At 65.9% G+C, this 13,681-nt stretch carries 10 protein-coding genes; 2 read left to right on the top strand and 8 right to left on the bottom strand.

Translation table 11 applies throughout. From position 1 onward, the window contains the following. Positions 1-28: 28 nt before the first annotated feature. Positions 29-3,601, bottom strand: coding sequence for an indolepyruvate ferredoxin oxidoreductase family protein (locus AC56LG_RS15095; protein ID WP_497166877.1), 3,573 nt, complete (start codon positions 3,599-3,601; stop codon positions 29-31). Between the two features lie 228 nt (positions 3,602-3,829). Between AC56LG_RS15095 and AC56LG_RS15090 the strand changes: the two genes are divergently transcribed. Beyond that, the gene (locus tag AC56LG_RS15090; RefSeq protein WP_192055140.1) at positions 3,830-4,342 is read left to right on the top strand and encodes an Lrp/AsnC family transcriptional regulator; all 513 of its coding nucleotides are present in this window, start codon (positions 3,830-3,832) and stop codon (positions 4,340-4,342) included. A gap of 85 nt (positions 4,343-4,427) precedes the next feature. On the opposite strand, the gene AC56LG_RS15085 is transcribed toward AC56LG_RS15090, so the two are convergent. From AC56LG_RS15085 to AC56LG_RS15055, 7 genes are all read right to left on the bottom strand, one after another. Then, the gene (locus AC56LG_RS15085) at positions 4,428-5,090 is read right to left on the bottom strand and encodes a GNAT family N-acetyltransferase (RefSeq protein ID WP_497166876.1); all 663 of its coding nucleotides are present in this window, start codon (positions 5,088-5,090) and stop codon (positions 4,428-4,430) included. A 72-nt stretch (positions 5,091-5,162) separates the two neighbouring features. Next, on the bottom strand, positions 5,163-6,740 hold the full coding sequence (locus AC56LG_RS15080; protein WP_497166875.1) for a DAHL domain-containing protein: 1,578 nt from the start codon (positions 6,738-6,740) through the stop codon (positions 5,163-5,165). Positions 6,741-6,827: 87 nt separating this feature from the next. Continuing rightward, positions 6,828-7,571: a CPBP family intramembrane glutamic endopeptidase gene (locus AC56LG_RS15075; protein ID WP_497166874.1), complete on the bottom strand. Its 744-nt coding sequence runs from the start codon at positions 7,569-7,571 to the stop codon at positions 6,828-6,830. 213 nt (positions 7,572-7,784) lie between these two features. Then, positions 7,785-9,056, bottom strand: a complete 1,272-nt coding sequence (locus tag AC56LG_RS15070; RefSeq protein WP_497166906.1) for a multifunctional CCA addition/repair protein — start codon at positions 9,054-9,056, stop codon at positions 7,785-7,787. 2 nt (positions 9,057-9,058) lie between these two features. Further along, positions 9,059-9,778: a glutathione S-transferase family protein gene (locus AC56LG_RS15065; RefSeq protein ID WP_497166873.1), complete on the bottom strand. Its 720-nt coding sequence runs from the start codon at positions 9,776-9,778 to the stop codon at positions 9,059-9,061. Positions 9,779-9,804: 26 nt separating this feature from the next. Further along, the gene (locus AC56LG_RS15060) at positions 9,805-10,767 is read right to left on the bottom strand and encodes a complex I NDUFA9 subunit family protein (RefSeq protein ID WP_497166872.1); all 963 of its coding nucleotides are present in this window, start codon (positions 10,765-10,767) and stop codon (positions 9,805-9,807) included. 41 nt (positions 10,768-10,808) lie between these two features. Beyond that, positions 10,809-12,878: a lytic transglycosylase domain-containing protein gene (locus tag AC56LG_RS15055; protein WP_497166871.1), complete on the bottom strand. Its 2,070-nt coding sequence runs from the start codon at positions 12,876-12,878 to the stop codon at positions 10,809-10,811. Positions 12,879-12,961: 83 nt separating this feature from the next. Here AC56LG_RS15055 and AC56LG_RS15050 point away from each other — a divergent pair, with 83 nt between their 5' ends. After that, a complete protein-coding gene (locus AC56LG_RS15050) occupies positions 12,962-13,627 on the top strand; it encodes a 5-formyltetrahydrofolate cyclo-ligase (RefSeq protein WP_497166870.1) in 666 nt (221 codons plus the stop codon). The last annotated feature ends 54 nt before the right edge of the window (positions 13,628-13,681 follow it).

Raw genomic sequence — 13,681 nt, 5'->3', positions numbered from 1 at the left:
TGGCGCTAAAGGCAATGCGAAACGACGATCAGGCTGCGTGGTTGAGACCTGCCGGTTGGTTAAACGCCGACAACAGCTGGGCTTCCTTGGCCTTGGCCGCTTTCAGGTGGCGTTCCTTCACGTGACCGTAACCGCGGATGTCTTCCGGAATGCTGGCGATCGCCACGGCTTGCGCCAGGTTCTCGCTCGACAGCTTCGGCAGCAGCGCCGCCACGGTGTCACGGTACTGGCCGATCAGGGCGCGCTCGGTCTTGCGCTCGGCCGTGTAGCCGAACACGTCGAACGGCGTGCCGCGCAAGCCCTTCAGTTTCGCCATCACGCCAAAGGCTTTCAACATCCATGGACCGTATTCCTGCTTGATCGCGCGGCCTTCCTTGTCGTGCTTGGCCAGCAGTGGCGGCGCCAGGTGGTATTTCACTTTGATGTCGCCTTCGAACATATTCGCGATCTTTTCCTTGAAGGCCGGATCGGTGTGCAGGCGCGCCACTTCGTACTCGTCCTTGTAGGCCATCAGTTTATAGAAATAGCGGGCCACGGCTTCGGTCAGGCGCGTCGTTTTACCGAGCTTCGCTTCTTCGGCACGCACCTGGTCGACGAAGGCCTTGTACTGGGCTGCATAGCCGGCGTTCTGGTAAGCGGTCAAGAGTTCCATGCGGCGGTTGACCAGCTCGTCGAGGGTCTGGGCGCGCTTGAATTCGACCACCTTGGCCGGCGTCGTCAGCTTTTTCACTGCCGCCAGGTCGTGCGCGGCGCTGCGGCCCCAGTTGAAGGCGGCCTTGTTGAACGGCACCGAGACGCCATTCAGTTCGATCGCACGCATCAGCGACGCTTCGGTCAGTGGCACGCGGCCCTTCTGGAAGGCGTAGCCGAGCATGAACATGTTGGTCGCAATCGCGTCGCCCATCAGCGTGGTCGCCATCTGGCCGGCGTCGACGAAGTCGACATTCTCCGTGCCGCAGGCGAGCTGGATGGCGGCGCGCGAGCCTTCGGCCGGGAATTGCCATTCCGGATTTTTCACGAACGCGGCGGTGGTGGAACCGGTGCCGTTGACGGCGGCCCAGGTGCGGCCTTCGCCCATGCGCGAGAGCGCATCGCGGCTGGCGGCAACGATCTGGTCGCAGCCGATCACGAGGTCGGCGCTGCCGGTGCCGACGCGGGTCGAGTGCAAATCGGCCTGGTTCTGCGCCAGGCGCACGTGCGACATCACAGGTCCCCCCTTCTGGGCCAGGCCACTCTGGTCGAGCACGATCGCTCCTTTACCCTCGACGTGGGCGGCGACGGCCAGGATCTGGCCGACGGTGACGACGCCGGTACCGCCGACGCCGGCAATCAGGATGCCGAACGGGCTGTCGATCGCCGGAATCGCCGGCGCAGGCAGGACGGGCGGCGCGTTATCGGTGGCGACCGATGCCTTCTTCGGCTTTTTCAGGCCGCCGCCTTCCACCGTCACGAACGATGGGCAGAAGCCGGAGACGCACGAGAAATCCTTGTTGCACGAGGACTGGTTGATCTGGCGCTTGCGTCCCAGCTCCGTTTCCAGCGGCTCGACCGACAGGCAATTCGACTGCACCGAGCAGTCGCCGCAGCCTTCGCAGACGGCCTCGTTGATGACGGCGCGTTTGGCGGGGTCGGGGAATTCCCCTTTTTTGCGGCGGCGGCGTTTTTCCGACGCACAGGTCTGGTCGTAGATGACGGCGGTCACGCCCGGCAGTTCGCGCAGCGCTTTTTGCACGTCCATCAGCTCGGAACGGTGATGCACGGTGACACCCGGCGCCCAGGCGTAGTCGCTCGGGTATTTTTCCGGCTCGTCGGTGACGACCATGATCGGGCCCACGCCTTCGGCGGCGATCTGGCGGCTGATCATGCCCGGGTCGAGCGGACCGTCGACGTTCTGGCCGCCGGTCATGGCGACCGCGTCGTTGTACAGAATCTTGTAGGTGATGTTCACCTTGGCGGCCACCGCCGCGCGGATCGCCAGGATACCGGAGTGGAAATAGGTGCCGTCACCCAGGTTCACGAACACGTGCTTTTCGCTGGTGAACGGCGCCTGGCCGATCCAGGTCGTGCCTTCGGCGCCCATGTGCGTGAACGTCGACGTCTCGCGGTCCATCCACAGCACCATGTAGTGGCAGCCGATGCCGGCCATGGCGCGCGAGCCTTCCGGCACCTTGGTCGAACTGTTGTGCGGGCAGCCCGAGCAGAAATACGGAATGCGGTCGGTGTCCGGATTGGCCTTGGCTGGAATATTCTTGAGCACCAGCTCTTTCGCTTCGAGGAAGGCGATGCGCTCTTTCACACGCTCGGCGACAGGATGGCCGGCGCAGTAGTGCGAGATGCGGCTGGCGATGGCGCGCGCGATCTGCGCCGGGTTCAGTTCGTAGGTCGCCGGCAGCAGCCAGTCGCCGTGGCCGGTGCGGTTTTTGTTGTGCCACTCGCCGGTGTCGTCGAACTTGCCGACTACGCGCGGACGCTCGCTGTCGGGCAGGTTGTACAGTTCTTCTTTCAGCGCGTATTCCATCACCTGGCGCTTTTCCTCGACCACGAGGATCTCGTCGAGGCCGCGCGCGAACTCGTGCACGCCTTCGGATTCGAGCGGCCAGGTCATGCCGACTTTATACAGGCGCAGGCCGATGTCGCGCGCCGCCTGTTCGTCGATGCCGAGGTCGGCCAGCGCCTGGCGCGTGTCGACATAGCTCTTGCCGGCAGTGATGATGCCGATCTTCGGCTGCGGGCTGTCCCAGACGATCTTGTTGAGCTTGTTGGCACGCGCGTAGGCCAGCGCTGCGTACCACTTGAAGTTGCTCATCCGGACTTCCTGGTCGAGCACGGCGTCCGGCCAGCGGATGTTCAGGCCGCCTTCCGGCAGCTCGAAGTCGGTCGGGAGGTTAATTTGCACACGGTCCGGGTCGAGGTCGACCACGGCGCCCGATTCGATGATGTCGGTGACGCATTTCATTGACACCCACAGGCCGGTATAACGGCTCATGGCCCAGGCGTGCAAGCCGAAATCGATGTATTCCTGCACCGACGATGGGTACAGCACCGGAATGCCGCAGTGGGTCAGGATGTGGTCCGACTGGTGCGCGGTCGACGAGGATTTCGCTGCATGGTCGTCGCCGGCCAGTACCAGCACGCCGCCGTGTTTGGCGGAGCCGGCGTTGTTACCGTGCTTAAAAACGTCGCCGCAACGGTCGACGCCCGGACCCTTGCCGTACCACATGGCGAACACGCCGTCGTAGTTCGCATCCTTGTACAGATTCGTCTGCTGGGTGCCCCAGACGGCGGTCGCCGCCAGGTCTTCGTTCATGCCCGGGTGGAATTTGACGTGGTGCGCTTCCAGGTGTTTTTTTGCCTTCATCGCAGTCTGGTCGACGGCGGTGACGGGCGAGCCGCGGTAACCGGTGATGTAGCCGGCCGTGTTCAGGCCGGCCTGCAGGTCGCGCTCGCGCTGCAGCATCGGCAGGCGGATGAGCGCCTGCGTGCCGGTCATGAAGGCGCGGCCGCGCTCGAGCGTCCACTTGTCGTCGAGCGTGATCTCATGAGTCGGCTGTGATCCGGGCTGGGATGGCTGCAGCTGGGAACGGTCGAGGGGTGCGTTCATTGAATTGTCTCCGTTATGTTGTGCATGACCGCTGCGGTTTTTCCGCAGCGGTATGCATCCTTCATGTGTGCCGCGCGTTGTTATTGTTGTTCGCGCGGCGACGGAGATGTCTCCTCCGTGGTTGGCGACACTATACGCTTGTGGGTCCGGCATTAAATACCAATCAATTCCCCCCAACTCACCAGTTGCGCAATAAAATTGCGGCTCTGGTCAGCACAAGGGAAATTTATGTCAAAGGTAGAATTGGACAAAACGGACCGCAAGATCCTGGAGATTTTGCAGGCCGACGGCCGCCTGTCGAACCAGGATGTGGCCGAGCGCGTGAACCTGTCGCCGTCGCCCTGCCTGCGCCGTATTAAACGCCTGGAAGAAGCCGGCGTCATCCGCCAGTACGTGGCGCTGGTCGATCCGGACAAGATCGGCCTTGGGCTATTGGCGTACGTGAATGTACGCCTGGAAAAGCACAGCGAAGGACCGGCCAATTCGCGCGTGCCGGCGACCTCTCCCCGCTTCGAGTTCGCCCAGGCAGTGGCGGCCTGGCCGGAAGTGGTGGCGTGCTATGCGATGACCGGAGAGATGGATTTCCTGCTGCGCGTACACGTGGAAGACATGGACCATTTCTCGCGCTTCATGATGGCGACTTTATTGCGCCATCCGTCGGTGCTGGATGTGAAATCGAGTTTTGCGTTGCAGCGGATTAAAGAAACGACGGCGTTGCCGATCGGGGAATCGGGACGGTAATTATTATTTAATCTCCGGGGCTGCTCCTGCCGCGGTCGATGCGCTGCCCTGTAAGGTGGGCGGGAAACCCGCCCACCTTACACGTCTATTCTTTTTTTCTTGGTAAAAACCATTTTACGGCCGCGCGAGCGTTGGCTTTCACGGTGTAATCGATCACCGCAAACTGCTCTTCCAGCGCTTCGCGCATCACGCTGCCGGGGCTCGGCGGCGGCAGGTGCAGATAGGCATCGGCTTCGCCATACTCGCGCTTGATCTCCATGCCCGCCTTTTTGGCGATGTGCATCATCGTGCGGTTGCTGGATAAACACTGCATGTACAGGGTGTCGATGTCGTTGTTGCGGCAGTGAATTGCCGCGCGTTCGAACAGACGGGAACCGACGCCCTGCCCGCGCGCCGACCTCGAGACGGACACGCCAAATTCGGCGACGCGTTGCTTGGCCGTGGTGCCGGCGCGTCCAGGTTCCGGCGGCGCAAAGGCGAGATGGCCGACGCCGACCAGTTGAAAACCGCGGCTGACGACGCCGAACACGATGTCGCGCTTGAAATCGATCTTGTCGACGTAAGCGTGGATTTGCGGGTCCGGCAGCACGGTGCCGAAGCGCAGCAGGCGGTCGGCGTCGTCCAGCGCCAGAAAATGCTTCAGCATGCGGCGGCGGTCGCGCTTGCTCAATGCCTTGACCAGCACCGATGGCCGCGCGCTGGTGCCGGCCAGGCTGGCAAACCAGTTGCTTATCGAATTGTCAGGCATGGGATCGGTCCGTTTTTGTGCGCTGCACCATGGCGTCATTGTAGCGGCAATGACTTTCTCGCGCTGGGCGGTTCAGGACACGCTGGGCGCGCTATCGCCGGCCCAGTGCGCATTCGGGCTGATAATAAACGTGCCCTTGCCGGCTTGCTTGGCTGCGTACATCGCCTTGTCGGCGTCGGCCAGCAAGGCGGCGGCGCCCCACTCGGCGCCGGCGCGGCCGCGCGCACTGGCGATGCCGATGCTGGCCGAGATCGACACTGGATTGCCGTCGGCCTCGGTGATGCCTTCGATCTGGTCGAGCACCAGGCGGGCAATGCGCAACGCCCCGTCGGACGAACCGACGCCCTCGAGCATGACGACGAATTCGTCGCCGCCCAGGCGCGCCAGGATGTCTTCGGCGCGCAGCACTTTTTGCACGCGGCGCGCGACCAGTTGCAGCACCAGGTCGCCGGTGGCGTGGCCCCAGGTGTCGTTCACGCCTTTAAAACCGTCGAGGTCGATGAACATGGTTACCACTACGCTGTCGCGCCGCGCCGCGCGCACCAGCGCCAGCTCCAGCAGGCGCGTCAGCTGGCCGTAGTTGACCAGGCCGGTCAGGCTGTCGTGCTGGGCCAGGCGCGCCAGTTTGACCGACTGCGCTTCCAGCTCGGCGGTGCGTTCGGCGACGCGGTGTTCCAGGGTGTCGTTCGCGGCACTCAAGCGGCGATTGACGTCGTTGATGATGCGGTAGCTGCGGCGCAGGCGCCAGCCAGCGTAGGCCAGTAAAGCCAGCAGCAGGATCGAATAGCCGAACAGGAAGCCACGGTAGCGCTGGCGTTCGAGCACCTCGGCCTGGAACGAACGGTCGAGTTCACGTCCCAGGCGCGCCATCGCCTCTCCCGTGTCGAGCGCGGCGATGCGCGCTTCGATCGCGTTTTCGCGCGGGCGGTTGGCGAGGATGGTACGGGTGTCGCGCGCCAATGCCTCAATCTGCTCGTTCACGGCCAGCGAAAAGCGGTCTTTCTGGTCTTCGATCTGCGCCAGGTTACCTTCGATGCGGGCGGCCAGCGCCGGGCTCGGGGCCAGGTTGTAGCGCAGCGTATCGGCCAATAAATCGTTGAGCAGCGCGTCGAGCCGCACCACCACCCGGCCCGGCGCCAGCGCGCCCTCGATGCCGCCGAGTTCCGTTTTCAGGTCGGCCAGCGCCGGCGGCAGAGATAACAGCGCCGCGCGCAATGGGGGATTGAGGGCGCGGAACTGCGCCACGAGTTCGGTCTTGGTGCGCAGCGAGGCCAGCAACGCCGCATGCGCATGGCGCGCACCGTTGCCGCGTGTCATCGGCAACGCCTCGGCCAGGCGCGCGCTCAGTTCGTCGATCTGCGGCAGCGGCGCGGCCAGGCGCGCATCGGCGACGTTGCTGCCGATGTGGGCGCGCAGCAGGTTGGTATCCCATTCGGCGTCGACCTGCTGCAGTTCGTGCAGGTCGAACATCACGCGGTTCTGGGTGTCGACGTCGACGCCGGTGGTGCGGGTGTACAGAAATGCCAGCAAGGCGACCAGGGCCAGCGCGGCGAGCGCGCCGTAACGCAGGCGCTGGCGCGGACCCATTGCCTCGAGACGGTGCATCAGCACCGCGAATACCCTGTCCGTCTGCTGTAACAATCTGCTCATGCTATGAGCATAGCAAAACTGTTTGCGCCATACCGACTATGTACGTCTTGTAACAATTATGGCTGTGCCGGCATGCCTAGGGCCAGCTCAGGACCACAGCCGGGCGAAGATCCAGCCGTTCATGGCGGCGTTGAAGGCGGCGTGGGCCAGGATCGCCGGCAGGATCGAATCGCTGGCGCGGCGCAGCCAGGCGAACAGCAGAGAAAGCACGAACATCTGCGCCACCCACAAGGCGCCGGACACGGGCAGCCACTGGAATCCGGCCGCGCTCAGCAGGATGCCGTGGTGACACAGGTGCACCAGCGCGAACAGGCTTGCCTCCATGACGGTGGCGCGGGTGCGGCCGTGGCGGTCTTCCAGCACCTGTTGCAGAAAACCGCGAAAGAAGATCTCTTCGCCGATCGGGCTGAACACGCAGGCGACGATCGTGAACGTCAGGTGCAGGCGCAAGAGGCTCCAGCCGGCGGTCGGCTGCAACTGATAATTGCGGGCGACGCTGACGAACCAGTTATCGACCCCGGCGCCATACAGGGTGACGCCGAGCAGGTAGCAGGCGCTCGCGGCCAGCGCTCCCAGTCCCAGGGCGACCGGCAGCCAGGCGGCGTGGCGCGGCTGTTTCAGGCCGATCTGGCGCCGCCCTGCCCGGCCCAGCACCAGCCAGGGCAAGGCGGCCATGGCGATGCAGACGAGGGCGAACAGGCCGCGCCAACTGGGCGGGCCGAACATCGCCACGGCGCGGCCGGCGGACGAAGCCAGCACGAAGGCCAGCGTCAGGCCGCCGATGCCGAACGGGAGCGCCTGCCAGGATGGTTTGACGTCGATCCGGTGCATATGGTGGCTTGTCGAGTCGGGATGCTCGACTATAGGAGGAAGGGGTGGCGGCGTCCAGTTGCCATGCATGGGGCGGCGGCCAGGATCATCGCCGCGTCGATGCGTGGGGTGGAACGCGGGCATGCCCGCCCTACGTCAGGCCACAGTTCCGGGAACTTGCCACGGGCGGTGGTGCACCGTAGGGCGGGCATGCCCGCGCGTTCGTGCCGCTGATCAGTCCGGGTGCTGGGCTTCGGCGTAGGCCTGCGCCCCTTCCGCGCTGTACACCCATTGCGACACGGCCGTCACCCGTGCGCGGTGCACGGCTTCGGGGATCTGCGCCTTGTTGTCGCCACAACCGGCCGCGACTTCTCCCGCGTTCACGGCGCGCGCCACGGCCAGCGCCCGTTCCAGGTAGGGCCGTTGCGGATAGGCGCGCGTGCGCATCGGGTGCGCCGGGTCGCCGCGGCCGCGGGCGTCGCATTCGGCGGCCAGCAGCATGTCATTGAAGCGCTCCGGCTTGCGCAGGGCATCGCAGCGCTCGAACAGGGTGACCATCGTGTTCGGGCGCAGTTCAAAGGCGCGGGCGACGTTGCCGTGTTCGCGCGCGGTGATCAGCGCCAGGTCGCGGCAATCGTTCGGCACCTTTAACCGTTTACAAAGAGCGCTGATCAGTTTAGTGCCCATGCCTTCGTGGCCGTGGTGCGATGGCCACTTGTCGGCCGGGGTGATGCCCTTGCCGAGGTCGTGCATGAGGGCGGCGAAGCGTACCGCCAGCGTGTGGCCCCCTTCGGCGGCGACGTCGATCACCAGCATCATGTGGACACCGGTGTCCACTTCAGGATGGTGTTTGGCAGGCTGCGGCACGCCCCATAAAGCATCGAGCTCGGGCATGATGCGCGCCAGCGCGCCGCAGTCGCGCAGCACGGCCAGCATGCGCGACGGGTGATTTTCCATCAGCCCGCGCGCCAGTTCCTGCCAGACGCGTTCGGGCACCAGGGCATCGACCTCGCCCGCTTCGACCATGGTTTGCATCAGCGCCAGCGTCTCGGGCGCCACCGTGAATTCCGGGAAGCGCGCGGCGAAACGCGCCAGGCGCAGGATGCGCACCGGGTCCTCGGCAAACGCCGGCGACACATGGCGGAACACGCGCGCGTCCAGGTCGCGCCGCCCGCCGTAAGGATCGACGATGACGCCGTCCTCGCCCTGCGCCATGGCGTTGATGGTCAAATCGCGCCTGACCAGGTCTTCTTCCAGCGTGACCTCAGGCGCGGTATGGAACACGAAGCCGTGGTAGCCGGGCGCGGTCTTGCGTTCGGTGCGCGCCAATGCGTACTCTTCCTGGGTGTCGGGGTGCAGGAATACCGGAAAATCCTTGCCGACCGGGCGAAAGCCGGCCGCCAGCATGGCCTCCGGGGTGGCGCCGACGACGACGTGGTCGCGGTCCTGGACGGGCAAGCCGAGCAGCGCGTCGCGCACGGCGCCGCCGACAACATAGATCTGCATCGTCATGCGCGCGGCAGGTCGGCGTCGTGCAGCGGGGTCAGGTCGGTTTCAAGCATCGCTTCGGCGACCCAGCGCGCCACCGCCGGATGCGCCAGCATGCGCTCGCAATAGCCCTGCAGCGCCGGCGCCAGCGCCACGCCATAGGTGTTAAAGCGCATCACGACCGGCGCATAAAAGGCATCGGCGATGGAAAAGTCGCCGAACAGGAAGCCGTGGTGGCCGAAGCGAGCCAAACATTCTTCCCAGATTTCGCAGATGCGGCCGATGTCGGCCTGGGCGCCGGCCGTGCGCCCGCGTCCCGGCAAGCGGGCCTGGATGTTCATCGACATGTCGTTGCGCAGCGACGCAAAGCCCGAATGCATCTCGGCGGTGATCGAACGCGCCATGGCGCGCGCGGCCACGTCCTGCGGCCACAGGTGTTTATCCGGGAACTGTTCGGCCAGGTATTCGCAGATGGCGAGGCTGTCCCAGATCGTCATCTCGCCCGCCAGCAGCACCGGCACGCGGCCGGCATGCGAATAGGCGGCGATTTTCGCGGCGGTGTCGGGTTGATCGAGCAGCAGGCGCACTTCGGTGAACGGGATGTTGAACGCGACTGCCGCCACCCAGGGCCGCATCGACCACGACGAAATGTTCTTGTTGCCGATGACAAGCGTCAGGCCGGGCTTGCGCGCATTGTCGAGCGTGTTCGAGAGGGTCGGATCGAGTTCGATGGTCTGCATGGCGTTCCTGGTGAATGGTGGCGTGGTTAACGCCCGGCGCGGGTGCGCAGGCGGTCGAGCGGCTCGCCGGACGCCAGGTAGTGCGGCGCGACCGCTTCGAGCGGGGTGAGCTTGATTCCCAGCGCAGCCGCTGTCAAGTCCCCTATGCCCGGCGCGAGCACGTTATCGACCTTCATCGAGTCGAGATTGTCGCGCGTGAGAATCGGTTCGCCCGGCAGCAGCTCGAAAAAGCGCGCCTGCAGCCGCGCCAGCGCCGCCGGCAGCTCGAACACCGGGCGTTCGCAGCCGGCATAGCGCCCGGCCAGGCGCACCAGCTCGGCCAGCGTGTAGATCGTCGGTCCGCCCAGCTGGTAGACCTGGTGCGCCGCGTGCGGATCGCGCAGCGCGTGCAGCCAGGCGGTGGCGACGTCGCCCACGTACACCGGTTGGAAGGTTGCCGAAGCGCCCGCCAGCGGCACCAGTGGCAGACGGCGCTGGAGTTTGGCGAACATGGTCAGAAAATGGTCGCCCGGACCGAACACGACCGACGGCCGGAAAATGGTCGCCGCTACCTCGGGGTAGCTGCGCGCAGCCAGTTCGCCGTCGGCTTTCGAGCGGCTGTACATCGACGGCCCGTCGACGTTCGCGCCGAGCGCGCTCATGTGCAGGTAACGGGGCACGCCGCTCGCGCGGCAGGCGTCGACGATGCGCTGCGGCAGCTCGACGTGGGCGCGCCGGAATTCGGGACCATACGGCTGGGCGCGGCTGCCGTGCAGGATGCCGACCAGGTTCAAGGCCGCCGTGCGGCCCGCGAGCAGGCGGCGCAGCGTGGCGTCGTCGTGGATGTCGGCTTCGACCACGTCGATGCCGGGCAAGGTCGTCAAATGGCGCACGCGCGCCGCGTGGCGCACCGGCACCAGCGCCGGGATGCCTTCCTGCGCCAGCAATGCCAGCAAGTGACTGCCGATGAAACCGGAACCGCCGAATACCACCACGTTCGGGTCGCGCATGGGGTCCTCGCCAGGAATATCGTCAGAAATATGCGCCCCTGTTATGGCAAGCCGGCGCCGCCGGTACGCGGCGTGATGGTCCCCAATCTCGCCTTGAGCGACTGCGGGCGCTTCTCGAACAGGGCCGCGTAGTTGGTAGCGTTTGACATCACATTGCGCACATAGGTTCGCGTCTCGGAGAACGGAATCGTCTCTACAAAAATCGCGCCTTCCATCGGCGTCTCGAGCGTCCCGCGCCAGGTGCGCGAACGGGCCGGGCCGGCGTTGTAGGCGGCGGTGGCCAGCACCTGCGAGCCGCCGTTATTTTCGAGCACCATGTTCATGTAGTTGGCGCCGAGCGTGATGTTGGTGCGCAGGTCGCTCAGCATGCTGTGCACGAAGTCGGTCAGGCCGATCTTGGCCGCCACCCACTTGCCGGTGGCCGGCATCACCTGCATCAGGCCGGAGGCGCCGACCCCGGAGCGCGCGTCCGTGATAAAACGCGATTCCTGGCGGATCAGCCCATACACCCAGGCCGTGTCGAGCGAGAGGTTTTTCGCGGTCGGCTGCAGGATGTCGTTGTGCGGCGCCGGGAAGCGCTGGTTGAAATCGAGCTCATTGCGGGTGCGCAGCGAGGTTTCGACCATGCGGTCGAGCAGCTCGTTGCGGCGCGCATATTCGGCGGTGGCCAGCAGCTGGCGCTCGCTCATCCCCCGCGTGGCCCAGTTCCACTCGCGGTTGCCCTCGGCACGCAGGCGCAATTCATAGAATTTCAGGGCCTGGCGCAGCGCCGGCAGTTGCGCCACCTGGTTCACCTCGTCCGGCGTCACCGGCAGCGCGGCGGGCGGCGTCGCGATCTGCTGGCCGAGTTCTTCCAGCGCCAGCTGGCCATAGAAATTGTTGGGGGTGGCGATGCGGCGGTACAGGGCATCGGCATCCTCGCGTCGCCCCTGCTGCGCATAGGCACGGCCGAGCCAGTACACCCAGCCCGATTCGTCGCGCAACGGCGACGGCATGGCGTCGATGGTGGCGGACACTTGGCGCCAGTCGCCGCGGCGCAAGGCCATGCGCGCTTTCCATTCGCGCTGAAAATTGGTCAAGGGCGCGCCTTCGGCCCGGCGCCAGTATTCGGACGCTTCCGGCGCCAGCACGATCGAGGCGGCCAGCGCCACGTTGGCCCAGCCGATCGCGCGCTCGTCGGGCGCCAGCTTGCTGCTGTTTTTGTCGAGCGCGATGACTGCCAGTTTCAGACTGGTGCGCGCCATGCGGCCCAGCGCCACCAGATAAATTTCGCGTTCAGCGCGGGTGGTGCCGATGCCGCGCGCCATGGCCACTGCCGGCACGTCGACCGCCTGCGCCGCGCGCGTGTCGGAAGCGCCCAGCAGCAGCGCGATGCGGCGCGAAGGGCCGGTCGCGGCCATCTCGCCGGCCAGGCGCAGTTGCGCCAGCAATTCTTCCTGGCTCAATTGACCGCTTTGCGCCAGTTGCGCCATCAGCGCCGCGCAGCCTTCGCCGTAGGCAGGCGGATTGACAAGTAAAGTGCGCGCCTCGTCGATTACGCGCTCGCCGTGGGCGGCGCGCGCCAGCAGCGCATAGCAGCGCACCTGCAAATCGTCGCTGCGCGCCGCTTGCCCCAGTTCGCGGTCAAAATTGGCCCAGTCGCGCGTGCGCCCGAGTTCGAGCAGCCAGTCGGTGCGCAGGCGCTCGGCGGCGGCCGTGCCCTGGTGGCGCTGCAGCACGCTGCGGACTTCGTCGGCGCCCGCGTCGCGCAGGCGCGGTTTGAGACGATAATAGTCGACATACGGCGCCAGCACGTAGTTGGGCAGGCGCGAGGACAATGCGTTGGCGCGCGCGCTGTCGTTCTGGCGCGCCGCTTCGCGCAGCAGCAGGAAGGTCTCGTCCTCGGCGCGTGCGGTCTCGCTGGCGGGAGCGGCCCCGGGAGCTGCGGGAACGGTGGTGGCGCCCGGTACTGGCGAGACAGTCACCGCAGGCGCCTCGACCTGTGGCTCGGCAAGGACGGAGGCACTGGCTGCTGCCAGGACGGCGCCGGCTAAGAAATTCTTCGGAAGCAAAAACACGAATGACAACCCTTCATCGAACCATGACCGGCAAATCAAGAATACCATGCGCATCCGTTGCGCGACCAGAACCAGAGGCTAGCGTAACGGAGCGCCAGAGCGGCGCCCGGTACGCTGCGGACGCCCCTGCTGCGAGTGTGGCGCAGCCCTCCGCGATGGGTCATGACGGCGCGCCGCTGCACGCGCCCGAGGATGCGCGGAAACAACAAACCGTGGCTGCAACGCCGGTTTCCGCCGCTGACGTGCCGGATGCGAAAGCGGCCAAGGCGGCGCTGCGGCGCCACCTGAAAGCCGTGCGCGCCAGCCTGGACGGTCCCGGCAAGCGCGAGCGCGATCGCCGCATCGGAGAGCAAGTGCTGGCCTGGTGGCGCCGCACCCGCCCGCCCCTGCTGGCGGTCTACTGGCCCCTGAGCGGCGAGCCGGACCTGCACGACACTTACGCCCAACTGGCGCAGGAAGGTGCAACGCTGGCCTTGCCGGTGGTGGTGCGGCGCCACGCGGCGCTGGCGTTTGCCGCCTGGACGCCGGGCGAAGCGATGGCGCTCGATCCGATGGGCATCGCGGTACCGGCCGTGCTGCGCACGCTGGCGCGGCCACCGGCGCTGCTGGTGCCCTGCCTCGGTTTCAACGAACACGGTTACCGGCTCGGCTACGGCGGCGGTTTTTATGACCGCACCCTGGCTGCCCCGCCGCGGCCGTTCACGCTGGGCATTGCCTATGCGTGCCAGCAGGCGCTGTTCGAGGGAGATAGCCACGACGTACCGCTCGATATCGTCGTCACCGAAACGACCGACGCGCAATAGCGGGCGCGCCGATATAAAACAATCCCGGCGACGTCTGGACGCTGCCGGGATCGT

The organism is Telluria sp. ZB2R32 (genome assembly GCF_059685715.1).
This window is presented reverse-complemented; position numbering and strand designations above follow the sequence as displayed.